The following is a 26378-nucleotide window of genomic DNA, read 5'->3' as shown; positions in this document are numbered from 1 at the left end:
CAGAGGGGGGACGGCCATTATCTGCGGTTGAACTGCCGTCGAACGGCCAGTGTCTAGTCAAGACAAGCCTGCCGTGGAGATGTGCCCGTGAACATATTCGAAGCCCTGCGTGAGAGCCATGAACGCCAGCGCGGCTACGCTGCCGAACTGATGCGCACCTCGGGGGACAGCCCCGAACGCAGCGCGGCCTACGCCCAGCTCAAGGCCGAAGTACAGGCCCACGAGACGGCGGAGGAACGCTTCTTCTACCTGCCGTTGATGGAGCACGACAACGGCGTCGACCTGAGCCGGCACGCGATTGCCGAGCACCACGCGATGGACGAGCTGATGGAGGCATTGGACGACACCGAGATGTCCAGCCCGGCCTGGCTGGCCACGGCGAAGAAGCTGGTGGACAAGGTGCATCACCACCTGGAGGAAGAAGAACAGAAGTTCTTCCAGATGGCCGGCAAGATCCTCGACGACAAGCAGAAGGACCAGTTGGCCAACGGTTACGTGAAGGAGTACCGGCAGCAGCTGGCGGCCGACTGAGACGGCCCTCGAAGAATTAAAAAGCCCACGCATTGGCGGGCTTTTTTGTACGTGACGGGGGGAGGGCCAGGCCCACGATCGCGAGCAAGCTCGTTCCTACAGGAACAGCATCCATTGCAGGAACGCTTGCTCGCGATAAACCCGTACACCCCGAACCTAGCGGTTGAAACGTTCCACCAGCGAGTACTGGGTGGTGGCGGTCCGGGTCAGTTCCTTGCTCAGTTCGGCCGAGTGATGGGCCTGCTCCGAGGTCTGGTCGGCCAATTGCGCGATGGTGCTGATATTGCGGCTGATTTCCTCGGCGACCGCGCTCTGCTCCTCGGTGGCCGCGGCGATCTGGGTGGTCATCTCGGTGATGTTGGCCACCGCCTCGCTGATGCCCAGCAGCGCCTGGTCCGCCTCCAGTACCCGGGCCACGCCTTCCTCGGCCTGGCGCTGGCCGCTTTCCATGCTCTGCACGGCGTTTTGCGAGGAACTCTGCAACTGGGTGATCAGTTCATGGATCTGCTGGGTGGATTGCGCGGTGCGCTGGGCCAGCTGGCGCACCTCGTCGGCCACCACCGCGAAACCGCGGCCCATGTCGCCGGCGCGGGCTGCTTCGATGGCGGCGTTGAGCGCCAGCAGGTTGGTCTGGTCGGCGATGCTTTTGATCACATCGACCACGGTGCCGATCTCGTCGCTGTCCCTGGCCAGTTGCGCCACGTTCTGCCCGGTTTCGCCGACCACCTGCGACAGGCGCTCGATGGCTTCGCGGGTATCGCGGGCCACTTCGCGCCCACGGTCGGTCAACTGGTTGGCGGCCTGGGTGGCGTCGGCGGTGCGCTGCACATGGCTGGCCACTTCCTGGGTGGTGGCGGCCATCTGGTTGACCGCGGCGGACACCTGCTCGGTTTCCACCCGCTGGCGGTCCAGGCCACGGGAGCTGTCGCTGGCCAGGGTATCGGAGCGGCTGGCCAGGGCATTGAGCTGTTCGGCGCTGTCCTGCAGGCGGGTAAGGCAGGTTTGCAGCCGCGCGTCCTGGCTGACGAAGGCGGTTTCCAGGCATGCCTGGGGGCCGTGGGCGTCGCTGTACATCTGCGCGATCAACGGGTCGCAGGTGGACGAGTCGGCCAGTTGCAGCAGGCGCCGGGCGGCATTGCCCTGGCGCTGCATCGCCAGCAGCGCCAGGGGCACGGAGAGCCCGGCGGCCACCGCCAGCGCCAAAGGCTGCGCCAGCCAGATACCGCTCAGGCTACCGGCCAGGCCCGTGGCCAGGAACGGCGCCCAGCCCAGCAGGGCCGGTTGCCAGCGATGCCGACGGGGGATGGCCGGCTGCTTGCGGTTGAGACGCTGGTAGAGGCCTTGCGCGCGGCGGATCTGTTCGGCGCTGGGTTTGACCCGGACCGATTCGTAGCCGACGATCCGGCTGCCCTCGAAAATCGGCGTGACGTAGGCGTTGACCCAGTAATGGTCGCCATTTCTCGAGCGGTTCTTGACGATGCCCATCCACGGCTGGCCCTGTTTCAGCGCCGCCCACATATGGGCAAATACCGCGGGGGGGACATCGGGGTGACGGACAATGTTCTGTGGAGCGCCGATCAGGTCGTCGCGGTCGAAACCGCTGATGTCGACGAAGGCATCGTTGCAGTAGCTGATGACGCCATGGGCATCGGTGGTGGAGATGAGTTTCTGGTTTGACCCTAAAGCCACTTCACGTTGTGTAACGGGCTGATTGTTTCTCATTTCCAGATTGCTCCCTGTGTCCTACAAAATCCATCGGCACGAGTCAGAACAATCTTAGCTAAATATTAGAAAATTCCTTGCATAACAATTGGTTGCATTCCCATTCACGAGGAATTCTGAATACTCCCGAACGGATTTCGCAGGTTGTTGAATCTGTTGGGAAAGTCTGGCGCTGAAGGAGGCCCGGGCTCGCCGAAGCGAGCCGGTGATGAAGCTTATCGGGCAAGAAACCGCTTCAGTTGCCGTGGGCGCCAAGGGCGTATTGCAGGACTTGCAGGGCGTGGGTCAGCCGGGCCTTGCGTTTGTCGATGATGCTTGGGTCGCCATAACGCTGCGCGGCGTCGAGTTCCATCTGGCGCAATATCACTTGGTATTCGGCCTGGCGCAGGGGCGGGTTGTGCTCGAAGTGCAGGCCGTCGCAATAGTCGCTGAGCGGTTCCAGCGCCCGTTGCAGGCCGGCCAGTTGGCGCTGCTCAGGGTCGGGCAGGAGTTTTTCCAGGCTGCTCTTGATGGCTTCGCCCCGGGTCAGGCAGCTGCTGGTGGCTTCCGGCGGGGCCGGTTCGAGGTCTTCCTGGGCATGGCCCGTGCTGGCTGCAAGGCCCAGCAGGGCCAGCAGGGAAAGGGAGGTGAGGGCGTTCATGAAGGTCCTTGATACGACAGGCGTGCGGGGCGCTATCTTCAAGAGCCAACGCGCGCCGGACCATCAGACACAACTGAAAAAGCCTAGGGATATTTCTGGGTTTGCCGATCGGACCGGGCAGTGCCCGGTCTCAGCGTGGGCCGAGCATCCGCTCGATCACCGCCCACAATCGCGGGTCGTTGAAATCCTCGACCACCAGATGCGCGCCAGCGGCCAGCAACGCCTCGGGGCTCTGGCTGGTGGCCAGGCCGACGGTGAAGACCCCGGCCCCGACCGCGGCGGTCAGGCCGGGGATCGAGTCCTCGAAGGCTATCCCGGCCTCGGCGCTGGCGCCCAGGCATTCCAGGCCGGTGAGATAGGGCAGCGGGTCGGGCTTGGCCCGCGGCAATTCCTCGGCCACCAGCACGCTGTCGAAGCGATCGCCCAGCCCCAGCACGTCGAGCATGTGCTCGGCATTGGCCCGTGGCGCATTGGTCACCACGCAGACGCCGATGCCGCGTTCCCGGGCGAAATCCAACAGGCGCAGCAGGCCCGGCATCGGCGTCAGTCGTGGCGACAGCTGGCGAAAGCGCACTTCCTTGCGGTCGGCGAAAGCCTCGTGCTCGGCCACCGAGCGCTGCGCAAACAGGTAGCGGCACATATTGGCATTGGCCTGGCCGCTGACATGGGCCGCGAACTCTTCCTGGGTGAACACCCGGCCCTCTTCCTCCAGCAACAACTGCTGCAACGCCAGCAGGTGCAGTTGGTCGGTGTCGGTCAGGGTGCCGTCGAGATCGAAAAGCAGGGCATTGAGCATGGCGCGATTCCTGTCAGGGCCGGTGGCTGAAGCGGTTAAGCCAGGCATCGTAGCAGCTGCCGAGGGGGGCGCCACAGCCATTTCTCGGGGTGATTCAGAATGCTGCCCCCGCCGCCAGCCACCTCTCCCTTCCTGTGCTTAGCTCTCAAGACTCCTCTGCTTTTGCGGGCGTAGGCGGGTCTCGTCTCAGAGTGGAACAGTTGTCGCGAAATTAAACGCGGTCGGCCGGCGGTTGCCTGGGAGATGTGTCCTGTAACTTCAGCAACTCATTGATAAGACACATTATTTGTAAGCTGGCACGCTCCGTGTATTGCTCAACCCAGCCGTTTCTCTTGCCTCCGTGCCCGGCGCCACCGGGCATGGCAGAAACCATAAAAACGACGCGCAACAATAATAAAGCTCGCTAATAAAAAGCTCCGTGGAGGTCCGACCTTGATCAAGAGAACACTCCGAGCAGGCACGTCCAGCGGCCTGCTGGCGCTGGCGGTCTGCGCCGCCCTGCATGCCCCTCCCAGCCTTGCCGCGCGCGAGGCCCAGGCCATCCTCAAGGAAACCTGCCAGGGCTGTCATACCCCGGAAACGGCGGGCGGCCTGAGCCGCATCAGCCACCAGCGCAAGACCCCGGAAGGCTGGCTGATGAGCATCGCCCGCATGCAGGTCATGCATGGCCTGCAGATCAGCGACGACGACCGTCGTACCCTGGTCAAATACCTGGCCGACACCCAGGGCCTGGCGCCGAGCGAAACCGACGGTGTGCGCTACGCCCTGGAGCGGCGCCTGAACACCGTGGAAAAATTCGACGAACAAACCCGCCAGATGTGCGGACGCTGCCACTCCGGCGCGCGGGTCGCCCTGCAGCGGCGCCCGGCCCAGGAGTGGGAGCGCCTGGTGAACTTCCACCTTGGCCAATGGCCGTCTCTGGAATACCAGGCGCTGTCCCGCGACCGCGACTGGTTCGACCTGGCGCGCAAGGAGATGGTGTCGCTGCTGGCCAAGCGTTATCCGCTGGACAACCCGGCCTGGGCCCAATGGCTGGCTAGCGCGCCCAAGGCCGAGACCCTGGTGGGCGACTGGAGCTTCAGCGGACACCTGCCGGGCAAGGGCGAACTGGCCGGGGTGATGAGCGTCGCTGCCGATGGCAACGACACCTTCAAGGTCGGCATCAAGGGCCAGTACGCCGACGGCAGCCCGTTCAACGGCGAGGGCAGCGCGATTCTCTACAGCGGCTACGAATGGCGCGGCAATGTCAGCATCGACGGCGTGAGCATGCGCCAGGTATTCGCCGCCAAAGGCAATGCATTGCAGGGCCGGATGTTCGAGGCCGAGCACGACGAGCGCGGCCTGGACTTCGTCGCCGCCAGGCAGGGCAGCAGCCGTTTGCTGGCGGTGCAGCCGGGTTACCTGAAGGCCGGCGCCGAAGCTGAAGTCACCCTGATCGGCAGCGGCCTCACCGGCAAGCCGGGCTTTGGCAAAGGCGTGGAAGTGGTCGAGGTCATCGAGCAGAGCGCGGAGCGGATCAAGGTCAGGCTCAAGGCGGCCGCCGATGCCCAACCGGGCCTGCGCAACGTCACCGTCGGCACGCTGAAAGGCCCGACGCTATCGGTCTACAGCAGCATCTCCGAAGTCAAGGTGGTGCCGGAGTTCTCGGTGGCGCGGGTCGGCGACGGCGGTGGCTCGACGCCGAAAGTCCAGGGCCGCTTCGATGCCGAAGCCTGGGGCAAGGGCGCCGATGGCAAGCCGTACCGCATCGGCGTGTTCCCGGCGCAGTGGAAGGTCGAGGCCTTCGACGAGCGCGCCAGGGAAGACGAGGACGTCAAGTTCGCAGGCCAGATGCAGGCCGACAGCGGCGTATTCATTCCAGGCGATGCCGGGCCGAACCCGCAGCGCAAGATGTCCACCAACAACGCCGGCAACCTCAAGGTGATCGCCGCCGTCGACGACGCTGGGAAATCCCTGACCGGCGAAGGCCACCTGATCGTCACCGTGCAACGCTGGAACAATCCACCCATCCCCTAAGGCGCGGTCCGTGACTGACGACACCCTTTCGGAATGACCGCGGGCCCCCGCCAAAAGGGGCCGGCACAGGAGGTTTGCAATGGGCGCTATCTTGAATCTGGTCGAACGCAACCTGCACGAAGTGCAAGTCGATGCCGACCGCATGCTGTTCCATATCCCCAGCAGTTCGCTGTTCGCCAGCGATGCCTTGACCGGCAGCATCATCGATGCCCTGCGCGGGCCGGGTTGCTCTTCCACTGAGCTGATCCAGCGACTGGCCAGCCAGTACGACGGCGAGGAAATCAACGAGACCCTGCGCGAGCTGATCGCCCTGGAACTGGTCAGCGACGGCTCGCCGCTGACTGAGGAATGGACCGTCAAGCGGGTCGAGCGCACGGCGATCAACACCGTGGTGCTCAACGTCAACACCGGCTGCAACCTGAGCTGCACCTACTGCTACAAGGAAGACCTGGACAAGCCCTCGGCGGGCAAGAAGATGGACGTCGAGACGGCCATCGCCTCGGTGGAAATGCTGCTCAGGGAATCCCCCGACGAGGAACGTTTCACCGTGGTGTTCTTCGGTGGCGAACCGCTGAGCAACCGCAAGCTGATCGAGTACATGGTCGACTACTGCGAGAAGCGTTTTCGCGAGGCGGGCAAGTTCGTCGAGTTCGTCATGACCACCAACGCCACGCTGCTCACCGAGGAAACGGTGGACTACCTGAATGCCCACCGCTTTGGCTTGTCGGTGAGCATCGACGGGCCGAAGACCGTGCACGACCGCAACCGCATCACCGTGGGCGGGCAGGGCACCTATGACGTGGTGCGGCGCAAGGCGCAGATGCTGCTGGCGCGCTACGACAGCCGCCCGGTCGGCGCGCGGGTGACCCTGACCACCGGGGTCACCGATGTGGAAACCATCTGGGACCACCTGTTCAACGAACTGGGTTTCGCCGAAGTCGGGTTTGCCCCGGTGACCTCGGGCGATATCAGCAGCTTCAACCTCACAGGCGAGGAACTGGTCGAAGTCTTCGCCAGCATGAAGCGCCTGGGCCGGCGTTACCTGGAGGCGGCCCTGGAGCATCGCAATATCGGTTTCTCCAACCTGCACCAGCTGATCACCGATATCCATGAAGGCCACAAGAAGGCACTGCCCTGTGGCGCCGGCCTGAAGATGCTGGCGGTGGACCACAAGGGCGAGCTGAACCTGTGCCACCGCTTTACCGGCTCATCGCTGCCGACCTTCGGCAACGTGCGCGAGGGCGGGGTGAAGCAGATGGAGCTCAACGACTTCCTGTCCCAGCGCCTGGACCGCAGCAACACCGGCTGCGACAGCTGCCGCATCCGCAACCTGTGCTCCGGCGGCTGCTACCACGAGAGCTACGCCCGCTACGGCGACCCGGCGCACCCGACCTATCACTATTGCGAACTGATGCGTGACTGGGTGGATTTCGGCATCGAGGTCTACAGCCGGATCATGGCCCGCAACCCTGCGTTCATCAGCAGTTACATCACTCCGCGCAAGGCCCACTGACATGAAACATCTCAAGCCGATCAATAACAAAGCCCAGAAACTGGAACAGGCCGCCGACGAGAACCGTATCGAAGAAGTGGTCGCCATGAGTTCGGTGGCCGGTTGTGCCTCGACCACCGACCCGGGCTGGGAAATCGATGCCTTCGGTGGCGTGTCGTCCTTGTGCCAGCCGATGGAGGCCGACCTCTACGGTTGCTCCGACCCTTGCTGGTGGCCGGCCCAGGTGCCGGACATGATGAGCACCTACCCCGATTGGAACAAGGACGCCCAGGCCTCCAACGAGAACTGGCGCAACCTCGGTACTGTGTTCCCTAAAGACAAGTAATCGGTCAGTAGAAGGATTCCAGCATGCGCTTGATCAATGCCTGCGGCCTGGCCGCTTCCGCCGTCCTGGGGGCCTGTTCCCTCAGCGTCCTGGCCGATGACAACAGTGACAAGGCCCTCAACGCCGGCCATGAATACATGGTCACCACCAACTACCCGAACAACCTGCACGTGATCGACCTGGCCAGCGACACGCTGTACAAGACCTGCAAGATGCCCGACGCCTTCGGCCCCGGCACCGTGCAGCTGGCGCCGGACCGCAAGGTCGCCTACGTGCTGAACAACCACTACGCCGATGTCTATGGCGTTGAGCTGGACAGCTGCAAGCAGGTGTTCCACGCCAGCATCACCCAGCAGCCGGGGGAAAAGGCGCGCTCGATGTTCGCCTTCACCGTCAGCCACGACGGCAAGGAGCTGTACACCGTGGCCAATCCGACGCTGATGCTCAACGACCGTTATGAGGTCAAGCCGCCGCGGCTGGACGTGTATGCCACCGACGGCGGGCTCAAGGCCAAGCCGGTGCGTAGCTTTCCGGCGCCACGGCAACTGACCATCATGCAGAGCGGTGACGACGGCTCGTTGTATGTGGCCGGGGCGGATGTGTACAAGGTCGACGTCAAGACCGGCAAGTTCGATGTGCTGATCCCCAGCCGCCACTGGAAACGCCCGAACTACAGCGCGCCGGACGTGCTCTACGTGTGGAACCAGCAGACCTGGCGCCATGATTTCTCGCTGCTCTACACCGCCGCCAAGTTCAAGGACCAGAAACAGGACCCGGCCAGCGCCGAGTACCTGTACGGTCTGTTCAGCATCGACTTGAAAACCGGCAAGAGCGAAACCACCGACTTCGGTCCGCTGACGGAAATCTACTTCAGCGGCATGCGCTCGCCGAAGGACCCGAACCTGATGTTCGGCGTGCTCAACCGCCTGGCCAAGTACGACATCCGGCAGAAAAAACTGCTCCAGGCCGCCACCCTGGACCATTCCTACTACTGTATTTCGTTCAACAAGGCGGGCAGCAAGATCTACCTGGCCGGGACCTTCAACGACGTGGCGATCTTCGATGCCGACAGCCTGAAGCAGATCGGCAGCATCAAGCTGCCGGGCGGGGACATGGCGATCACCACGGCCCAGGTGTTCGAGCGCTAGTCGCGGATACCGCCATCGCGAAAAAGCTCAAGATCACCGCGGCTTCAATTCCCCGGCACCGGACAGCCGAGGTCGCCTTCCTGGCACTTGAGGTAAGTCTTGAACGCCTCGACCCGGGCCTTGGTCAGGTCGGTGGTGCAGTTGCTGTAGATCAACGGGTAGACGCTGCCACCGGCCACCCCGGAGGCGGCGAACCCGCATTCCGCATCCCGAAAGGCCATCCAGGCGCGCTGGGCGCCGACCAGCAGCTTCTTGCCGTCCGGGTTGTCCTTCAGGCGCTGGGTGATGCGCTGGTAGAGCGTATTCAGTTCCTTGTCCGCCGCCTGGTGCTGCTCGGCGGCGCACTGGTTCATGGCGGCCTGGGTGCTGGCGTTGGCACAATCGGCGGCCTGGGCCAGCGGGGTGAGCAGCAGCGGCGCCAGGGCCAGGAAAATACGTGGGTTCATGCTGATTCTCGCGATGGACGATCAAGGGGGCATCAAGGACGTTTTGCCGGCCGCCCGGTTCTGGTTGGCGACAGCTCTTTGGCCTGCATCCTAGCCCTGACGACGACCGCGTGTCCGTCTTTGCGAAAAAATGCAACTTAAAGGTTGCTCTTCTGCCAGGGCGAGCTAGGGTGTGATCACTGGAGGTGACCCATGAACTCATCAGATCGCATCGAAAGAAAGATCCTGCTCAAGGCGCCGCGTGCCCGTGTCTGGGCCGCGCTGGCGAATGCCGAGGCGTTCGGCAGCTGGTTCGGCGTGGCGCTCGAAGGCCAGCGTTTTGTCGTTGGGCAACGGACCCGGGGGCAGATTACCTATCCCGGGTATGAACACCTGGTCTGGGATGTGCTGGTGGAGCGGTTGGAGCCCGAACATCTGTTCGCCTTCAGCTGGCACCCTTATGCGGTGGAGCCGGGCGTGGATTATTCCGCCGAGCCCAGCACCCTGGTGCAATTCGAACTCGAAGACCTGGACGGCGGCACCTTGCTGCGGGTGGTCGAGTCGGGGTTCGATGGCATTCCACCCGAGCGGCGGCTCAAGGCGTTTCGCATGAACAGCCGCGGCTGGGACGAGCAGATGAACAATATCGAGACCTACCTTGGCCCCTGATACCTCTTCCACATCCCTGCTGCCGGTGGCGGCATCCCTGGACGGCTCGGCCATGATCTTCGCGGCACTGGGCGACGAGACCCGCCTGCGGCTCGTCGCCATCCTGTGTGGCGGTGGCGCGATGTCTATCACTCAACTGACCCTTGGCACCGACATCAGCCGCCAGGCGGTGACCAAGCATTTGCAGGTGCTGGCGCAGGCCGGGCTGGTGCGCGACGCCAAGCTGGGGCGCGAGCGCCTGTGGGCCTTCGAACCGGGCCGGCTGGCCGAGGCCCGGCGCTCGCTGGAGGTGATCAGCCAGCAATGGGATCATGCCCTGGGTCAATTGCAGGCCTTTGTCGAGTCATAACGGAAAGAGTCACGGATGTTCGAGTTTTACCTGAAACGCTGGAACCTGCAGGTCGATGGCGCGCCCATCGTCACCCCTGGCAGCCACTTGTTGCCGGTGCGCCTGGACGATGCGCCGGCGATGCTGAAGATCGCCCTCGACGACGAGGAAAAATACGGCAACCGCCTGATGGTCTGGTGGGCCGGGGAGGGCGCCGCCCGGGTCTACGCGCACCATGGCGATGGTTTGTTGATGGAGCGGGCCATGGGTCGGCGCTCGCTGATGCAGATGGCCCTGGCCGGCGAAGACGACGAGGTCAGCCGGATCGTCTGCGCCAGCCTGGCACGCCTGCATGCGCCACGCGCGACGCCCTTGCCGCCGCTGTTGAGCCTGCAGGAATGGTTCAAGGCCCTGCGCCCGGCCGCCCGGCGCGAGGGTGGGGTTTTCCTGCGCTGCCTGGCCACGGCCGATGAACTGCTGGCTACCCCTCGGGAGCAGGTGGTGCTGCACGGCGATATCCATCACGACAATGTGCTGGATTTCGAGGAACGCGGCTGGCTGGTGATCGATCCCAAGCGGGTCATGGGCGAGCGCGGTTTCGATTTCGCCAACCTGATCTGTAACCCGGACCTGGCGACCAGCAGCGATCCGCGGCGCTTCACCCGCCAGGTCGAGGTCATCGCCCAGGCCGCCGGGCTGGAGCGCAAGCGCCTGCTGCAATGGGTGCTGGCCTATACCGGGCTGTCCGCCGCCTGGTTCCTGGAGGACGGCGACATACCCAGCGCGGAACACCAACTGCAAGTGGCGGAATTGGCCATTCACGCTCTGGAAGGCGCGGCCTAGGGGTTTTGGCAGGTCGATCTATGGCGAAAGGCTTACATGCGCTGGCTGCTATCTCGCCTGTTGCCGATTGGGCGACAGGCTTAATCTTCACCCACCAACTGCAGCGCAGGACGCGCTCAGGGTCATGGATGACCGACCATGTGCAAGGATGCAGCGACAGGATGTCGTAATGGTCTTGAAAAAACCCCGCTTCGGCGGGGTTTTTTTTCGCCTGTGGAAAAGCTAGAGATGGCGGGTTTCCTCCGGCACGTTGCCCCAGTTGTCATGGCGCCCATCGGCGTAATGCACCGGGGCCGCAAGCAGCTCCTGCAGGTCGATGTCATCCAGGGTCATCACTTGCACCGCGACATAGTCGCCGCCGATCTCCTGCACATGACCGCGCCCGAAGGGGCGTACGCCGCAATGCTTGCAGAACAGATGATGGGTATTGCCGGTGTTGAACCGATAGTCGCTCAGCGCCTGTTCGCCACTGAGCAGGCGAAAGGCCTTGGGGGCGATGATCGCGTTCCAGTTGCGGGTCTTGCTGCAGATCGAGCAATTGCACTTGTGGGTGCCCTGGCTCAAGTCGATCTCGGCTTCATAGCGCACTGCACCGCAATGACAACTGCCGGTGTAAGTCTTGTGCATGGCAAGGCTCCTGAGGGAAGGCTGGGCCAGAGTGTAGAAGCTGCCCGGACATTAGCGGGAAAACTTTTTGATTAAGGCCAGTAGCCATTATTGAATGTGCCCTGCTTAGATTAAAAAGGTTCCGATAAGAGCATGTAAATTCGTCCGTTGGGTAGCGCGAAGGGCCTACCAGAGTTGGTAGGTTTACAAGCGTCCGATTGCAGATAGAGTTTCAACCAGAAGACGGGTTCTGTCCCACTACAGGTTCTTTCTGTCAAAAGCAGGCAGAAAGTATTTGTCATGCGGGGTGGGCGATTTCCGGGTTCAGTTCGTCACCAGGCCGCTGCTCCGGGTGCTGCTGTTTTTGCCGTGCAGCATGTTTTGTTTTTTAAGTTCGACCAGCCACGAATACAGTGCGCGTCTTTCTCGTCGTGCCCAACTTATAAAAACTGCCTTTTATGCTGAAGTTCACATTCAAGTGAATCTCTGGCGTGTCTGTGTGGTTGAAAAGCCAAAGGTCCCCGCACTTATGAAACATGTTCTTGTGGTTCGTTATTCGCAAAGCGGTCAGTTGAACGACGTAGTCGAAAGCCTGATCTCGCCCCTGCGTTCGACGCGGGAGGTCAAGGTGCATGAGATGGTGCTCAAGCCCCGGGTCGCCTATCCGTTTCCCTGGCCGGTGGGCCGGTTTTTCGACGTGTTTCCCGAGACCGTGCAGCTCAGCCCGCCGGCCATCGAACCACTGCATACCGATCATCCCGGGCCCTTCGACCTGGTGATCCTGGCGTATCAGGTCTGGTACCTGTCGCCGTCGCCGCTGATCACCGCGTTTCTCCAGAGCGCGGAAGGCAAGCGCCTGCTGGCCGGGCGCCCGGTGGTCACGGTGATCGCCTGCCGCAACATGTGGCTGATGGCCCAGGAGGCGGTCAAGCACCTGCTGCACGAGGCCGGCGCGCGGTTGCTCGACAACGTGGTGCTGACCGACCGGGCCAACACCTTCGCCACCCTGATTACCACGCCGCGCTGGATGTTCACCGGCAGCCGCGAGTCGTTCCTCGGCCTGCCCAAGGCCGGGATCAGCGCCGAGGATGTCCAGGGCGCCGCACGTTTCGGGCGGGCATTGAAGGCCGCCCTGCAGGCCAATAAAGAGCAAGCCGACGGGCCGATGCTGGCAGGGCTGGGGGCGGCGACCGTCAACCCCGGGCTGATACTCAGCGAGCGGGCGGCCTATAGAGGCTTCAAGTTCTGGTCGGGAATAATTTGCCGTTTCGGCAAGTATGGGCAATGGCTACGGCGACTCTTGCTGTGCCTGTTCATCGTTTATCTATTACTGGTCATCTTGACTGTCCTGCCTGTTTCACTGGTGTTACGCCGTTTGCTTCATCCCTTTATCCGGACGCGGCTCGATAAATTACAGCGTTATTACGAACAGCCGTCCGGTTCGCAACTAAATCTTGAATCCGAAGGGTGAAATCATCATGAGTGAATTGTTTGTCTATATCACGAAAACATCCACTTATATGCCGGGAGAGGCAGTGGATAACGATACGATGGAGAGCATTCTCGGGTATGTAGGCGGGCGACCTTCACGGTCTCGGCAAGTAGTGCTGCGTAATAACGGAATCAAGCAGCGCTATTATGTGCTGGACCCGCAGACCGGTATTCCCCGTTTCACTAACGCGCAAATAACCGCCGAGGCGATCAAGGGCCTGGTGGGCGACGGCTTTACCCTGGACGCCATGGAATGCCTGTCCACCGGCACCACCATGCCGGACCAGTTGATGCCCAACCATGGCGTGATGGTGCATGGCGAACTGGGCAACAAGCCTTGTGAGGTGGTGTCCACCGCCGGCATCTGCCTGGCTGGCCTCACCGCGCTGAAATATGCCTACCTGTCGGTGCTTGCGGGGGCCAGCCGCAATGCCGTGGCCACCGCCTCGGAGGTGCCTTCGCCGGTGCTGCATGCGCGCAATTTCGATGCGGAAAACGAGGCGCTGGTGGCGCAGATGGCTGCCCGCCCGGAAATCGCCTTCGATAAGGATTTCCTGCGCTGGATGCTGTCCGACGGGGCCGGGGCCTTCCTGCTCGAGAACCAGCCACGGGCCGGAGGTTTGTCGCTGCGCATCGACTGGATCGACATCTTCTCCTACGCCAACGAATTGCCGACCTGCATGTACGCTGGCGCGGAAAAGGCCGACGACGACAGCCTGATCGGCTGGAAGCTGCTGACCCCGGAGGAGTGGGCCTTGCGCTCGATTTTCGCGATCAAGCAGGACGTGCGGCTGCTGAACGAGAACGTGGTGAAGTACACCCTCGGCAAGCCGCTCAAGGAGGTGATGATCAAGCGCAACCTGTCGCCCGAAGCCATCGACTGGTTCCTGCCGCACATGTCATCGGAATACTTTCGCAAGCCGATTGCCGAGTGCCTGGAAAACACCGAACTGGCGATTCCCCAGGAGCGCTGGTTCACCAACCTGTCCGAGCGCGGCAACACCGGCTCGGCGTCGATCTACATCATGATCCACGAGTTGCTGGAGTCCGGGCGCTTGCACAAGGGACAGCGCGTGCTGTGTTTCGTCCCGGAAAGCGGGCGCTTCTCCGGCGGCTTTATGCACCTGACGGTGGTCTGAGGCGCCTCGCCAAGGCGCAAGAACCCGGTGGCCGGCGCGGGTCGGCCACTGTTTCGTGGTACGCATCCAACTGCAAGGGAATGAATATGGAAACCCTCGAACAACGCGTGAAAAGAGTGGTGGCGACCGAACTGGCCGTCGACCTGACGCAGATCGGCAACCAGGACTCGTTCGTCGAGAACCTGGGAGCAGACTCGCTGGCCCGGGTGGAACTGGTGTCGGCCCTGGAGGCCGAGTTCGACCTCACTATCCCGGACGACGCAGCCGATGGCCTGCAGACCGTGCAGCAGGCGATCGACTACCTCCGACAGGCCAGTGAGCAAGCAGTCCCGGCCTGACGCCGGTTCATCGAAGATGCGGCCAGGGCTCAGCTGGCCGATAAGGTTGCCCTGGTCCGCATCTTTCTTCAGCTTCTGTAAGCGCCGTCTCAGGCCTGCTGCCACTGCGCCACGACCCTGTCGACGATCTCGGCGCGCTGCTGGATGGAGTTCGCCGCGAGCCGCTGGGCTTGTTCCACCACCGCTTTGGGCGCTGTCTCTGGGCTACCGGCCGCGAACGGCGGAGCCGGGGCGTATTCCAGTTGCAGCTGGACCCGCTGCGCCGTTGCATCGCCGAACAGTTCGCCGGCCAGGGTCAGGGCAAAATCGATCCCGGCGGTAATCCCGCCACCGCTCAACAGGTTGCCATCGCGCACCACGCGTTCCTGTACCGCGATCGCCCCCAGCGCCTCCAGCAAATGGTGGTAGGCCCAATGGGTGGTGGCGCGCCTGCCCCGCAGCAGCCCGGCGGCGCCAAGCACCAGGGAGCCGGTGCAGACCGAGGTGACATAACGCGCCTGCTCCGCCTGCTGGCGGATGAAGTCGAGGGTCTGCGGGTCTTCCATCAACGGCCCGACACCGGCGCCACCGGGGATGCAGATCACGTCCAGCGGCGGGCAATCGGCGAAGCTGGTGGTCGCCTGCAGCACCAGGCCGGTGCTGGCGGTGACCGGCCCGCGCGCCTTCCAGACCAGATGCACCTGCACGTCCGGCAGCGACGCGAGCACATCGTAGGGGCCGGTCAGGTCGAGTTGCTGGACGTTGGGGAACAACAGGAAACCGATCTGCAGCGTCATGGGGTATCTCCCTGGAGAAATTCGAAGGTGTCCGCTCTTATGTGGCTGGACGGTTCGACTCTAGCGCCCTAGGCTTTGGCGAATACGCCAACCTACCCACGATTTACGCCAATCATGTCCCAGACCGCCAGAACCGTTCATGTACTGACTTTCGCCAACGCCCAGGTACTTGACGTCACGGGCCCGCTGCAGGTGTTTGCTTCGGCCAACGACCTGGCGCGGCACAAAGGCCTGCCGCTGCCCTACGCGGTGAATGTGATCGCCGCGGGCGACGGGCCGGTGACCACCTCGGCCGGGCTGGCGCTGTTGGCCGAGCCCTTGCCGGCGCCGGGCACGCCATGCGACACCCTGGTCATCGCCGGCGGCTGGGGTGTGTACGCCGCGGCGGAAGATCCGGCGCTGGTGGCCTGGGTCCGCCAGCAGGCGGCGCTGGCGCGACGGGTGGCGTCGGTGTGCACCGGGGCGTTCCTGCTGGCCGCCAGCGGCTGGCTCGACGGGCGCCGGGTGGTCACTCACTGGACCCGCTGCGAGCAACTGGCGCGGCAATATCCGCAGCTGCGGGTGGAAGCCAACCCGATCTTCATCAACGAGGGGCCGGTCTGGACCTCGGCCGGCGTCACCGCCGGTATCGACCTGGCCCTGGCGCTGGTGGAGGCGGACCTGGGGCATGCCATGGCGCTGGACGTGGCCCGGCAACTGGTGGTGTTCCTCAAGCGCCCGGGCGGCCAGTCGCAGTTCAGTGCGACACTGGCCCTGCAAAAACAGGGCAGCCGCTTCGACGACCTGCACGCCTGGATCGCCGAAAACCTCGGCCGCGACCTGAACATCCCGGCCCTGGCCGAGCGGGCCGGCATGAGCGAACGCAGCTTTGTCCGCCACTACCGCGCCGACACCGGCCAGACCCCGGCCCGGGCCATCGAACAGATCCGCGTGGAAAGCGCCCGGCGCCTGCTCGGCGACAGCGGCGTGGCGATCAAGCGCATCGCCGTGCAGTGCGGCTTCGGCAGCGAAGAAACCCTGCGCCGCAGCTTCCTGCGGGTCGTCGGCGTGACGCCGCAGGCCTATCGGGAGCGCTTTTCGCCAGAGGGGGAGTCAGGCTTCCAGTAGTTCCAGCAATGCCTGCAAGGTGGCGTGCGGCGCTTCCTGCGGCACGTTGTGGCCGACCCCGGGCAAGACCCGGCGCTGGTAAGGGCCGGTGAACAGGCCGATGTCTTCGTCCTCTTCGCTCGCCGGGCCGACCCCGTCATCGCCGCCGCACAACGAGAGGGTCGGCACGCGGATCGGCGGCTGCTGCTCCAGGGCCTGCTCGATATGTTCCAGGCTCGGGTCGCCCGGCGCGTACATGAAGCGATGCCGGTAGGAGTGGATCACCACCTCGACGAAGTCCGGGTTGTCGAACGACGGCGCGCTCCGGCCATAGAGTTCCTGGCCGCGATCCCAGGTCGGCGACCACAGTCGCCACAGCAGTGCGCACAGTTCGCGACGGTTGGCGGTCAGGCCGTCGACCCCGCGTTGGGTGTGGAAATAGTACTGATACCAGAGCCGGTGCTCGGTCTCGGGCGGTCGCGGTTGGGTCGAGCGGGCAATGTCCTGGATGTTGTAGCCGTCGGCGCTCACCAGGCAGCGCACCCGCTCCGGCCACAGGGCCGCGACGATGCAGGCGGCGCGACCGCCCCAGTCGAAACCGGCGAGGGCGGCCAGGGGGATCTCCAGGGCGTCCATCAGGTCCAGCAGGTCCTGGGCCAGCGCTGCCTGTTGCCCGGATCGCAGGATGTCCGGGCCGGCGAAACGGGTCGGGCCGTAGCCGCGCAGGTACGGCACTATCACCCGATAGCCGCGCACCGCCAGCTCGGGGGCGATCTCGTCGTAACTGCGAGGGTCGTAGGGAAAGCCATGCAACAGGATCACCGGCTCGCCGTCGGCGGGGCCGTGGTGTTCGTAGGCGATGCGCAGGGACGGGGTCTGGATGTACTGGACAGAGAGCGAGCTGTTCATGACGGATCCGGCGACAGGGAAAACAGCAACCTTAGCTCAAACTGCATGCCTGGCCAGTGTCGCGCCAGGACCTCGTTCGTGGGCTTTGCCCTGGCTGACGAATGCTTCAGACATCAGTCAGCGGCTACAGGAAGGCGAGCTCGGCGCTGGTCGTGAGGTGCTTGAAATGGTGCTGCCACAACCGCACGCCCAACTGCCCGCTGCGGTCCAGTGACGAGCCTACGGTCAGGTCGGTGATCAGCGTCGGTTGCAGGCCGGCGTCGAACAGGGCGAAGCCGGCGGCGAGCACGCAGGTGTCGGTCTGGATGCCGCAGACCAGCACGCGGTCCGGGGCCAGGCTGCGCAGGTAGGCAATGGTGTCCGGCGTGGGGGCGTAGCCGTGCTTGATGAAGACGCGGTCGGCGGCGACCAGGCTGTGGTCGTCGGCGGCGGGGCACCAGCCGAGCTGGCGGACGAAGGGCGTGCGACTTTCGTCATGGCGCTCGACGGTGGCCACCGAGGACAACTGGCCGAGCAGGGCGTTGATGCCGTTCACCAGCCAGTCCGGCGGGTTGAACGAGGGTTGCACGTCGATGATCAGCAGCACCTGGCGCATGGGAATCCTTGAGGGAACCGGGCGGCCTATTCTGCCCGCAAACCGCCGTTGCCGCGAACGGCTTGTCTTCTGTAGGCGCGAGGCGATGGGGCGTATTGCGGGTCAAGGCTGCCAGAGGATCTTCTCGCCACTGAGCCGGCGATCGAGAAAACTCGCGGCGCTGATCAGGGCCAGGTGGGTCAGTGCCTGGGGGGTGTTGCCCAGGTGCCGGGCATGGCTGTCGAACTCTTCGGCGTACAGCCCCAGCGGGTTGGCGTAGCGCAACAGTTGCTCGAATTCCAGGTGGGCCTGCTCCAGCCGGCCGGCGCGGGCCAGGCATTCGACGTACCAGAACGAGCAGGCGGCGAATGCGCCTTCGGTGCCGGCCAGGCCGTCGATCTGGCTGTCTTCGTTGCGGTAGCGGTAGACCATGCCGTCGCGCACCAGGGTCCTCTCGATGGCTTCCAGGGTCGCCAGCCAGCGCGGGTCGCGGGCGCCGACGAAGCGCACCAGAGGCATCAGCAGCATCGAGCCGTCCAGCGCGGTGCCGCCCCGGTACTGGACGAAATGCCCGCGTTCTGCGTTCCAGAAGTTGCTCCAGATATCGTCGTAGATCGCCTGGCGGGTCTGGTCCCAGCGGGCGAACGGCGCCGGCAGCGAGCGCTTCGAGGCGAGGCGGATGGCCCGGTCCAGGGCGACCCAGCACATCAGCCGCGAATGCAGGAAATGATGCTGCTCGCCGCGCATTTCCCAGATGCCCACATCCTCGCCGTCCCAGCTGCTGCAGACCTGATCCACCACGTCCACCACGTGTTTCCAGCCTTCGTGGGAAATCGCCTCGCCGTATTTGTTGACCAGGTACACCGCGTCCAGCAGCTCGCCGAAGATGTCCAGCTGGACCTGTTCATAGGCCTGGTTGCCGATACGCACCGGCGTCGCGCCGCCATGCCCGGACAGGTGCGTCAGTCGGGTTTCCGGCAGCTGCTGGCGGCCGTCGATGGCGTACAGGATATTCAGCTTGGCCGGCTGGCCACAGCAGTCGCTGACCCGTCCGCGCAGCCAGCGCATATAGGCGTTGGCCTCCTCGACGAAGCCCAGGCGCATGAAGGCGTAGACGGTGAACGACGCGTCGCGGATCCAGGTGTAGCGGTAATCCCAGTTGCGTTCGCCGCCCGGGGTTTCCGGCAGGCCGAAGGTGGCGGCGGCGAGGATCGCCCCGTGCTTGCGCGAGGTCAGCAGCTTCAGCGCCAGGGCCGAACGGTTGACCATTTCGCGCCAGCGGCCGCGGTAGTTGGACTGGCCGATCCAGTCGCGCCAGAACTTCAGGGTGCGTTCCAGGCACAGCTCGCTGCCACCTGTGACCAGCCGCGGATCGTCGAGCCCGCCCAGCATGAATTCGGCGCTCTGCCCCTGTTCCAGCTCGAACTCGGCCACCGCCGCCTGCCGGTCGATGCGCAGGGGCTGGCTGGCCACCAGGCGCAGCCCCGGCTGCCGCTCGGCCTCGAAGCACACCGCGTCGCCGTCCAGTCGTGCCCGGGTGGGGGCGCGGGCATAGTCATGGCGCACCGCGCAGCGCAGGCGCAGGGTAGCGCGGCCGCTGACCACCCGTACCCGGCGGATCAACAGCGGCAGGTCGTCCTCGCTGTCGCCGATCGGCAGCAAATCGGTGGCTTCGACCACGGCCCGCTCGCTCAGCCAGCGGGTCTGCAGGACGTTGCTGTCGGGCAGGTAGATCTGTTCGTGGCGGGCGTCGGGCAGGTCCGGCGCCAACTGGAAGATGCCGGCGTCCGGGGTGTCGAGCAGCGAGCAGAAGATCGACGGGCTGTCGAACTCCGGCCAGCAGAAAAAATCCACGCTGCCCTTGTCGTTGACCAGCGCGGCGCTGCGCAGGTCGCCGATGATGCCGTGGGCGTCGATCGGCGCCTGTCGTTCAGTGTCAGCCATGGTCGCGAAACTCCGGGTACAGGCTCATGCCGCCATCGATCACCAGGGTGCTGCCGAGCACGTAGTCGGAGGCATCGCTGGCCAGCCAGACCACGGCGTTGGCCACGTCCTTGACGTCGCCGATGCGCCCGTAGGGAATCAGCTCGAGCAGCTTGCGCTCGGCCGCGCCCTCGGTGGCCTTGCGATTGAGCGGCGTGGCGATCGCGCCCGGGGCAATGGCATTGACGCGGATGCGCTGGTGGCTGACCTCCTGGGCCAGGCTGCGCATCAGCATGTCCACGCCGCCCTTGGACGCCGCGTAGTTGACGTGCCCGGCCCAGGGAATCCGCTGATGCACCGAGCTCATGTGAATGATCTTGCCGGCGGCCCGCGACACACCGGTGCGGATGCCCTGGCGATTGAAAATGCGCAGGGCGGCGCGGGCGCAGAGGAACTGGCCGGTGAGGTTGACGCTGATCACCTGGTTCCAGTCCTCCAGGGTCATGTCCACCGTGGCGGCGTCTTTTTGCAGGCCCGAGTTGGCCACCAGGATGTCGAGGAAACCGAAGGCTTCCAGGGCCCTGTCGAACAGGTGCTGGACCTGGTCTTCCTGGGAGATGTCGGCGCCCACGGCAATGGCCCGGCCGCCGCAGGCGTTGATGTCGGCGGCGAGCTTTTCCGCGGGCGCCGCCTGCCGATGGTAATTGAGCACCACCGAGGCCCCGGCCGCGGCCAGGGCGGTGGCCGCCGCGGCGCCGATGCCGGAACTGGCGCCGGTGACCAGGGCGACTTGTTGGTTCAGGGAGATATTCATGAGCACGCACCTTAACCGGAGAGCCTGTTCAGCTGACTGGCTAGAGCGGGCAGGAGTTCACCGCAGTTACGAAGTCCCGGAGGAGGGTGGGGCCGATGCCAAGCATCCGGCGCCGGGGCTCAGCGCACCCGCAAGCCCTGCAGCAGTGCCTCCAGCCCGGCCAGTGCCTGCTGCAATCGTTGCCCCGGATGCTCGTCCCGGGCGATCCACAGCGAAGCGTCGAGCAGGCTGCCGTTGATCAGGCGCGCCAGGGCTTCGCTGGGGGCGTTGACCACCAGGCCGGCCTGCATCAGCTCATCCAGCAGCGCGCTCAAGGACGCCACGCACTGCTCCTCGCTAGCCTCGGTCAGGTCGCCGAGTACTGCGCGCGCATCCTGCAGGACGATGCGCTGGATCTCCGCTTCCTGGGCCATTTCCAGGTAAGTGCGGCAGCGCTGGACGAAGGCGGCCCAGAGGTCGTCGGTGCCGCGCGAGATTGCCTCCAGGCGCTGGTCCATTTCCGCGTCGAGCTGTTCCACCACCGCCGCCAGCAGGCCTTTCTTGTCGCCGAAATGGTGATACAAGGCCCCCCGGGTCAGGCCCGCCTCGGCCGTCAGCTCGTCCATCGAGGTGTTGGCATAGCCCAGGCTGCCAAAGGCCTGGCGGGCACTGGCGATGAGTTTGCTGCGGGTTTCTTCGATCATCTCGGCGCGTTGACGCGGGCTCATGGCGGGCACTCACACAACTGATACATGGATTGACATACGCCGCGTATGTTCTCATGCTTTCTCACATACGCGCCGTATGTATTTTTGTCTTGCGGTGCATTTCTGGCAAGCCTCAAACAAGGTGTGATGACGATGGCAAACCCTTACCGCGAACTGTTCAACGCCCCCGGCAGCCGCGCTTTCGTGGTGGCGGGGATGATTGCGCGGATGCCGATGTCGATGACCGGCATCGGCCTGATCACCATGCTGGCCCAGCTCAAGGGCGGTTATGCGCTGGCCGGTGCGGTGGCGGCGACCTTCGCCCTGGCCACGGCCTTTTGCGCGCCCCAGGTGTCGCGCATGGTCGACCGCTTCGGCCAGGGCCGGGTGCTGCCGATCGCCGCCGGTGTGGGCGGCGGGGCACTGCTGGCGTTGCTGCTGTGCACCCGCTTGCAGACGCCGCACTGGACGCTGTTCCTGTTCGCCGCCCTGGCCGGCTGCATGCCGAGCATGCCGGCCATGGTTCGCGCCCGCTGGACCGAGCTGTATCGCGGCCAGCCACAGTTGCAGACCGCCTATGCCCTGGAGTCGGTGCTCGATGAGGTGTGCTTTATCGTCGGCCCGCCGTTGTCGGTGGGGCTGTGCGTGGCGGCCTTCCCCGAGGCCGGGCCGCTGGCGGCGCTGCTGATGCTGGCGATCGGCGTCACCGCGCTGGTGGCGCAACGGGCGACCGAGCCGCCGGTGCATCCCCATGAGGCCCGGCACGACGTGTCGATCATCCGCTCGCTGGAGTTGCAGCTGCTGGTGCTGCTGATGATCGCCATGGGCATGATCGTCGGCGTGGTGGATGTGGTCAGCGTGGCGTTTGCCCAGCAGCAGGGGCAACCCGCGGCGGCGAGCATCGTGCTGTCGGTGTACGCCATCGGTTCCTGCCTGGCGGGCATCGCCTTCGGCGCGCTGAAACTGAATATCCCGCTGCCGCGGCTGTTCATGTACGGCGGTATCGCCACCGCCGTGACCACCCTGCCATTGCTGCTGGCGAGCAATATCTTCGGCCTGTCCCTGGCGGTGTTCGTCTCCGGCCTGTTCTTCGCCCCGACCCTGATCGTCGCCATGGCCCTGGTGGAAAACATCGTGCCGCCGGCCAAGCTCACCGAAGGCCTGACCTGGCTGGTCACCGGGGTCAGCATCGGCGTGGCCATCGGCGCCGCCAGTTCCGGCTGGCTGGTGGATGCCTTTGGCGCGCGCAGCGGCTTCTGGGTGGCGCAGGCGGCGGCAGTGGTGGTGCTGGGGGCGGCAGTGCAGAGCTGTCGCCGGCTGACCCGCAGCCAGCCGGCGGTCGCCTGAGCCTTACCAGCCGCGCCCGGAGTTGACCCAGAAATTCACCGACAGCGAGGTGGACACCGACTGCACCTGGTGGAACCAGCCCTCGGGCAGGAACAGCAGGTCGCCGGCTTCCAGGATGACCCGCAGGAAGGTCACGTTCCGCGAGGCCGGAAAACGCTCGTAGTCCGGCGCGTCCGGGTTGACCTCGCAACCGTCGAGCCCGCCCTCGGGGGCGGTCGACCAGGTGCCCAGCGCCTCACGGTGGTGGGGCGCGGCGAGGATGAAGGACTTCTGGCCCCAGACCTGGGCGAACAGGTTGTCGGTGTCGTCGCGGTGCAGCGGGGTCAGGGTGCCCTTGGGGCCGATCCAGATCCGCGGCGGGATGAACAGCGAGCGGTCGAAGTAGGGCGGGTACTGGATCTGCTCCAGCAACTGCGCCGGCAGGATGTTGTTGCCCATGTAGGCGGGCGGTTCGCCGTCGGCGTTTTTCGGCGCCGGGTTGTCCAGCGAGGCGATGAACTCGGCCATGGAGGTGGAGCGGAAGTCGCGCTCGGTGGAAAAGGTCTTTTTCACGTAGTCGCCGTGGCGGGTGATGCCTTGCAGTTCGGCGAAGTGCACCAGCGATTCTTCGCGGTTGAGCTGGAACAGCGGCCAGTCCTGCAGGGCATCGCTGATCACCACGGGAATGCCCTGGGGCAGGTAACGCGTCCTGAACTCCTCCACCGAGAGCCCGCTGCGCGGACGCCGTTCCACCGTGCGCTGGGTCGGCAGGCCGGCCGAGACTGTCTCGCTGTAGCGCGGCGGGGTGGGGTAGCGAGTGTTCATCTCGACTTTCTTTTCCAGCGCGCCACCGCCATGCCGGGCATGGTCGATGATCTGCGGCAGCAGCGTGGCCAGGCCCATGTTGCCGCCGATCTTCAGGCGGCCGCTGGCGAACAGTTCCTCGACGTTGGCGCTGCCGCCCATGATCCCGAGAAAGTCGGCCTGGGCGACCTCGATGGTGACGTCGGGCGCCGGGTGCCGGCCGGCTTCGGTGCGGCTGTGCGCCTGGACCTGTGACCAGAATGCCAGCTGTGGACCGAACACGAATTGAAAGGTGCCTTCGATTCCCACGGCACCGGCATTGGCGAACAGCTTTGACAGAAGGGTCTGCAAGTCCACGGCGATCTCTCTTGTTGGTTGGTTTGATCTGCAGCAGGGAACGAAGGCTGTATCGGGAAATTTATGGGGACGACTGACTCAATGACGACCGGTCAAGCGAAGGGGATCTAATGTAGGAGCGAAGCTTGCTCGCGATGAACCTGAGAACACCGCGTTTACCCAATGCAAGACGCGGTATCGTTAACGACCATCACGAGCAATCGAGCGTCGACCGACTGCTCCTACAGATGGGCGTCAGGCTGGCTGCCGCACTAATTTGCCGGCCAGGTGGCACGTCCAGTCTTTACCATCATTTTTTTCAAGGGGAACACCGTGACCCAGCTGACGTTGCTGTGCCTGCCGTATTCCGGAGCCAGCGCCATGGTCTACAGCCGCTGGCGGCGCAAGCTGCCCGAATGGCTGAAATTGCAGCCGGTGGAACTGCCGGGGCGGGGCGCCCGTTATGCCGAGCCGCTGGCCACCGACATGCGCGAGCTGGCGCGGCAACTGGCCGCGGAAGTTCGCGCGGGCCTGCGTGCGCCCTATGCCTTGTTCGGCCATAGCCTGGGGGCGTTGCTGGCCTGCGAGCTGGCCCACGCCCTGCGGGCCCTGGGTTGTCCGGAACCGGTGGCGCTGTTCGCTTCGGGAACCGCGGCGCCGACCCTGCGCACCGACTACGACCGGGGTTTTGCCGACCCCAAGACGGACGAACAACTGATCGAACAGTTGCGCACCCTCAATGGCACCAGCGAAGAGGTATTGGCCAACCAGGAATTGATGAGCCTGACCCTGCCGATCCTGCGCGCCGACTTTCTCCTGTGTGGCCGTTTTCGCCCGCTGCAGCGACCGTTGCTGAACTGCCCGGTGCATGTCCTGGGAGGCAAGGCCGACCGGGCCACCACCGAACAGTTGATTGGCTGGAGGAAGGAGACCCAGGGCAGCTTCTCCGTGGACATGCTGGCGGGCGGGCACTTCTTCATCCACGAACACGAAGCCAGGGTCCTGAGCCTGATCAAGGGCCACCTTGAGGTGCATCGTCGGCGTCACCTGCAACCGGAAACCGCAGCGGCCCTGTAGCCGCTGCCGTAGGCTGCGATCGGCCGGCACGGCCGCGGCGCTCTCGGTGGCCCCATCCGCAAGATCGTCAAGCAAGGCCCTGCGGGCCTTATCGCAGCCTCGCGGGTTCGGCAGCGGCTACAGGAGTGGGCGTAGCCGCTGCCGTAGGCTGCGATCGGCCGGTACGGCCGCGGCGCTCTCGGTGGCCCCATCCGCAAGATCGTCAAGCAAGGCCCTGCGGGCCTTATCGCAGCCTCGCGGGTTCGGCAGCGGCTACAGGAGTGGGCGTAGCCGCTGCCGTAGGCTGCGATCGGCCGGTACGGCCGCGGCGCTCTCGGTGGCCCCATCCGCAAGATCGTCAAGCAAGGCCCTGCGGGCCTTATCGCAGCCTCGCGGGCTCGGCAGCGGCTACAGGAGTGGGCGTAGCCGCTGCCGCGGCGCTCTCAAGGCCCAGGCAGATCTATCAGCCCAACGACGTGCCCAGGCGCCAGTAGCCCATCAGGGTCAGGTTGCGGCGTTCCTGGCCGCGCTCGTTGATCAGGTGGCGGCGGATGCTCATCACCGTGGCGGACTCGCCGGCCACCCAGGCGTAGAAGCTGTTGTCGGCCGGCGTGGCGGTCTCCCAGGGGCGTTGTTCCTCGTCGCCCTCGCGGACCTTGACCGGCCGCTGCGCGGTGTGGGGCGGCGGCAGCTCGGCCAGCTCTCGGGCGGCATGGATCAGGGTTTCGCCGTGCTGGGCGCCCAACAGGTCCCGCGGCAGCCAGTTGAGCCGGGTCTGGGGGTTGCAGCGCAAGTCGATGCAATCGCTTTCGTGGGGCACTTCGATAAACGCCTGCACGTCCGGGTAATCCGGATACTCCTGCAGCTCCTCGAGAATCCCGGCAATGGCCGGCAGGGCGGTTTCATCGCCCATCAGCAGCACTTTGCGGATATCTGCCGGCGGCATCCATTCATAACCGCCGGGATCGCCGCTGTAGGCCTTGTTCGGTACCACCATCTGCAGGCGGTCGCCGGGCCGGGCGTGGGTGGCCCAGCCGGACGCGGGGCCGTTGACCCCGTGCAGCACGAAGTCCACATCCAGCTCCGCCGGCAGCAGGCGCAGGGCGCGGATGGTGTAGGTGCGCATCGGCGGCTGCTGCTCGGCCGGCAGCTTGCGCCGGGCGGCGTGCCAGTCACCTTCCACCGGCAGTTGCGGGGCGCTGCCGTCGGCGCCGGGGAACAGCAGCTTGATGCGCTGGTCCGGGGCCAGGGTGCGGGCCTGGGCGATGTCCTCGCCGGCGAACACCAGGCGCACCAGGGACGGGCTGAGGACGATGCGCCGCTTGAGCTCGACGTTGATCACCCGGTAGCCCTTGGGTCTGGGCCGGTCGATGCCCGTCAGTTTGCGCAAGCCTTGGGTGAGGATGTCGGTCAGCGATTGAGCGGAGGACATGGGCAGGTACCTGTTGCAAGGGGGGGATAAGCAAGGAACGAAGGGGGGTGGGTCCGATTTACCGTCGGGGCCGCTGGCCGGCCTGTCCTGCGCGGCCCGGGGGTTGGCGGCCGGCGTGGCGCGCGG

The 26378-nt window shown here is 64.9% G+C and carries 27 protein-coding genes; 14 read left to right on the top strand and 13 right to left on the bottom strand.

The features are described 5' to 3' along the window. The first annotated feature begins 87 nt into the window (after nt 1-87). A complete protein-coding gene (locus CXQ81_RS22670; RefSeq protein ID WP_009044849.1) occupies nt 88-531 on the top strand; it encodes a hemerythrin domain-containing protein in 444 nt (147 codons plus the stop codon). 156 nt (nt 532-687) lie between these two features. Here the strand turns inward: CXQ81_RS22670 and CXQ81_RS22665 are convergent, their stop codons facing one another. The 3 genes from CXQ81_RS22665 to CXQ81_RS22655 all read right to left on the bottom strand — a co-directional run bounded on the left by CXQ81_RS22665 (nt 688) and on the right by CXQ81_RS22655 (nt 3689). Beyond that, complete coding sequence (locus CXQ81_RS22665) at nt 688-2253, bottom strand: PAS domain-containing methyl-accepting chemotaxis protein (RefSeq protein WP_101338625.1); 1566 nt, start codon at nt 2251-2253, stop codon at nt 688-690. A 235-nt stretch (nt 2254-2488) separates the two neighbouring features. Continuing rightward, the gene (locus tag CXQ81_RS22660; RefSeq protein WP_101338624.1) at nt 2489-2893 is read right to left on the bottom strand and encodes a DUF1090 family protein; all 405 of its coding nucleotides are present in this window, start codon (nt 2891-2893) and stop codon (nt 2489-2491) included. A gap of 130 nt (nt 2894-3023) precedes the next feature. Then, complete coding sequence (locus CXQ81_RS22655) at nt 3024-3689, bottom strand: HAD family phosphatase (protein WP_101338623.1); 666 nt, start codon at nt 3687-3689, stop codon at nt 3024-3026. Nucleotides 3690-4124: 435 nt separating this feature from the next. Between CXQ81_RS22655 and peaA the strand changes: the two genes are divergently transcribed. From peaA to peaD, 4 genes are all read left to right on the top strand, one after another. Continuing rightward, complete coding sequence (gene peaA / locus CXQ81_RS22650; RefSeq protein WP_101339468.1) at nt 4125-5705, top strand: quinohemoprotein amine dehydrogenase subunit alpha; 1581 nt, start codon at nt 4125-4127, stop codon at nt 5703-5705. A 79-nt stretch (nt 5706-5784) separates the two neighbouring features. Beyond that, complete coding sequence (gene peaB / locus CXQ81_RS22645) at nt 5785-7218, top strand: quinohemoprotein amine dehydrogenase maturation protein (RefSeq protein WP_101338622.1); 1434 nt, start codon at nt 5785-5787, stop codon at nt 7216-7218. A gap of 1 nt (nt 7219) precedes the next feature. Then, a complete protein-coding gene (gene qhpC, locus CXQ81_RS22640) occupies nt 7220-7543 on the top strand; it encodes a quinohemoprotein amine dehydrogenase subunit gamma (RefSeq protein ID WP_007921889.1) in 324 nt (107 codons plus the stop codon). A gap of 23 nt (nt 7544-7566) precedes the next feature. Continuing rightward, nucleotides 7567-8691, top strand: coding sequence for a quinohemoprotein amine dehydrogenase subunit beta (gene peaD / locus CXQ81_RS22635; RefSeq protein ID WP_101338621.1), 1125 nt, complete (start codon nt 7567-7569; stop codon nt 8689-8691). A 44-nt stretch (nt 8692-8735) separates the two neighbouring features. On the opposite strand, the gene CXQ81_RS22630 is transcribed toward peaD, so the two are convergent. Then, nucleotides 8736-9137 (bottom strand): lysozyme inhibitor LprI family protein, encoded by a 402-nt coding sequence (locus CXQ81_RS22630; RefSeq protein WP_101338620.1) that lies wholly within the window; start codon nt 9135-9137, stop codon nt 8736-8738. A gap of 192 nt (nt 9138-9329) precedes the next feature. Here CXQ81_RS22630 and CXQ81_RS22625 point away from each other — a divergent pair, with 192 nt between their 5' ends. From CXQ81_RS22625 to CXQ81_RS22615, 3 genes are read left to right on the top strand one after another with little or no spacing between them, the layout of a single operon-like run. After that, on the top strand, nt 9330-9785 hold the full coding sequence (locus tag CXQ81_RS22625; protein WP_101338619.1) for an SRPBCC family protein: 456 nt from the start codon (nt 9330-9332) through the stop codon (nt 9783-9785). Beyond that, nucleotides 9775-10134 carry a helix-turn-helix transcriptional regulator gene (locus tag CXQ81_RS22620; protein ID WP_097138822.1) on the top strand — a complete coding sequence of 120 codons (360 nt, stop codon included), beginning with the start codon at nt 9775-9777 and terminating at the stop codon, nt 10132-10134. The genes CXQ81_RS22625 and CXQ81_RS22620 overlap by 11 nt, the downstream gene beginning before the upstream one ends. A gap of 15 nt (nt 10135-10149) precedes the next feature. Beyond that, nucleotides 10150-10956 carry an aminoglycoside phosphotransferase family protein gene (locus CXQ81_RS22615; protein WP_101338618.1) on the top strand — a complete coding sequence of 269 codons (807 nt, stop codon included), beginning with the start codon at nt 10150-10152 and terminating at the stop codon, nt 10954-10956. A 222-nt stretch (nt 10957-11178) separates the two neighbouring features. On the opposite strand, the gene CXQ81_RS22610 is transcribed toward CXQ81_RS22615, so the two are convergent. Beyond that, a complete protein-coding gene (locus CXQ81_RS22610) occupies nt 11179-11583 on the bottom strand; it encodes a GFA family protein (protein ID WP_007921926.1) in 405 nt (134 codons plus the stop codon). A gap of 508 nt (nt 11584-12091) precedes the next feature. On the opposite strand from CXQ81_RS22610, the gene darA reads away from it, so the two are divergent. From darA to darC, 3 genes are all read left to right on the top strand, one after another. Beyond that, on the top strand, nt 12092-13033 hold the full coding sequence (gene darA / locus CXQ81_RS22605) for a 2-hexyl, 5-propylresorcinol biosynthesis aromatase DarA (protein WP_101338617.1): 942 nt from the start codon (nt 12092-12094) through the stop codon (nt 13031-13033). A gap of 7 nt (nt 13034-13040) precedes the next feature. After that, nucleotides 13041-14192 (top strand): beta-ketoacyl synthase DarB, encoded by a 1152-nt coding sequence (gene darB / locus CXQ81_RS22600; RefSeq protein ID WP_101338616.1) that lies wholly within the window; start codon nt 13041-13043, stop codon nt 14190-14192. Nucleotides 14193-14278: 86 nt separating this feature from the next. Further along, nucleotides 14279-14530, top strand: a complete 252-nt coding sequence (gene darC / locus CXQ81_RS22595; RefSeq protein WP_101338615.1) for a 2-hexyl-5-propylresorcinol biosynthesis acyl carrier protein DarC — start codon at nt 14279-14281, stop codon at nt 14528-14530. A gap of 89 nt (nt 14531-14619) precedes the next feature. Here darC and inhA read toward each other — a convergent pair whose 3' ends face one another. Next, nucleotides 14620-15306 (bottom strand): isonitrile hydratase, encoded by a 687-nt coding sequence (gene inhA, locus CXQ81_RS22590; protein ID WP_101338614.1) that lies wholly within the window; start codon nt 15304-15306, stop codon nt 14620-14622. A gap of 114 nt (nt 15307-15420) precedes the next feature. On the opposite strand from inhA, the gene CXQ81_RS22585 reads away from it, so the two are divergent. Continuing rightward, entirely contained in the window at nt 15421-16413 is a 993-nt protein-coding gene (locus CXQ81_RS22585; RefSeq protein WP_007921935.1) for a GlxA family transcriptional regulator, read from the top strand. Here the strand turns inward: CXQ81_RS22585 and CXQ81_RS22580 are convergent. The 5 genes from CXQ81_RS22580 to CXQ81_RS22560 form a co-directional block, all read right to left on the bottom strand. Then, nucleotides 16399-17301: an alpha/beta fold hydrolase gene (locus CXQ81_RS22580; RefSeq protein WP_101338613.1), complete on the bottom strand. Its 903-nt coding sequence runs from the start codon at nt 17299-17301 to the stop codon at nt 16399-16401. The genes CXQ81_RS22585 and CXQ81_RS22580 overlap by 15 nt on opposite strands. Nucleotides 17302-17425: 124 nt before the next feature. After that, the gene (locus CXQ81_RS22575; RefSeq protein ID WP_101338612.1) at nt 17426-17896 is read right to left on the bottom strand and encodes an isochorismatase family protein; all 471 of its coding nucleotides are present in this window, start codon (nt 17894-17896) and stop codon (nt 17426-17428) included. A gap of 102 nt (nt 17897-17998) precedes the next feature. Further along, complete coding sequence (locus tag CXQ81_RS22570) at nt 17999-19819, bottom strand: glycoside hydrolase family 15 protein (RefSeq protein WP_101338611.1); 1821 nt, start codon at nt 19817-19819, stop codon at nt 17999-18001. Further along, nucleotides 19812-20612, bottom strand: a complete 801-nt coding sequence (locus CXQ81_RS22565; RefSeq protein ID WP_053262027.1) for a glucose 1-dehydrogenase — start codon at nt 20610-20612, stop codon at nt 19812-19814. Before CXQ81_RS22565 ends, CXQ81_RS22570 begins: the two co-directional genes overlap by 8 nt. 119 nt (nt 20613-20731) lie before the next feature. Further along, nucleotides 20732-21319, bottom strand: a complete 588-nt coding sequence (locus CXQ81_RS22560; RefSeq protein ID WP_009044820.1) for a TetR/AcrR family transcriptional regulator — start codon at nt 21317-21319, stop codon at nt 20732-20734. Nucleotides 21320-21451: 132 nt separating this feature from the next. Between CXQ81_RS22560 and CXQ81_RS22555 the strand changes: the two genes are divergently transcribed. Continuing rightward, nucleotides 21452-22645 carry an MFS transporter gene (locus tag CXQ81_RS22555; RefSeq protein ID WP_101338610.1) on the top strand — a complete coding sequence of 398 codons (1194 nt, stop codon included), beginning with the start codon at nt 21452-21454 and terminating at the stop codon, nt 22643-22645. A 3-nt stretch (nt 22646-22648) separates the two neighbouring features. On the opposite strand, the gene CXQ81_RS22550 is transcribed toward CXQ81_RS22555, so the two are convergent. Beyond that, nucleotides 22649-23785 carry a cupin-like domain-containing protein gene (locus tag CXQ81_RS22550; RefSeq protein ID WP_101338609.1) on the bottom strand — a complete coding sequence of 379 codons (1137 nt, stop codon included), beginning with the start codon at nt 23783-23785 and terminating at the stop codon, nt 22649-22651. A gap of 312 nt (nt 23786-24097) precedes the next feature. Here CXQ81_RS22550 and CXQ81_RS22545 point away from each other — a divergent pair, with 312 nt between their 5' ends. Then, nucleotides 24098-24841, top strand: coding sequence for a thioesterase II family protein (locus CXQ81_RS22545; protein ID WP_101339467.1), 744 nt, complete (start codon nt 24098-24100; stop codon nt 24839-24841). Nucleotides 24842-25283: 442 nt separating this feature from the next. Here the strand turns inward: CXQ81_RS22545 and CXQ81_RS22540 are convergent, their stop codons facing one another. Continuing rightward, nucleotides 25284-26252 (bottom strand): siderophore-interacting protein, encoded by a 969-nt coding sequence (locus tag CXQ81_RS22540; protein ID WP_101338608.1) that lies wholly within the window; start codon nt 26250-26252, stop codon nt 25284-25286. Nucleotides 26253-26378 lie beyond the last annotated feature (126 nt).

The organism is Pseudomonas sp. 09C 129, from assembly GCF_002843625.1.
Taxonomy (GTDB): Bacteria; Pseudomonadota; Gammaproteobacteria; order Pseudomonadales; family Pseudomonadaceae; genus Aquipseudomonas; species Aquipseudomonas chlororaphis.
Note: the sequence above shows the minus strand (reverse complement) of the source record. Positions and strands in the feature narration are given on the sequence as shown.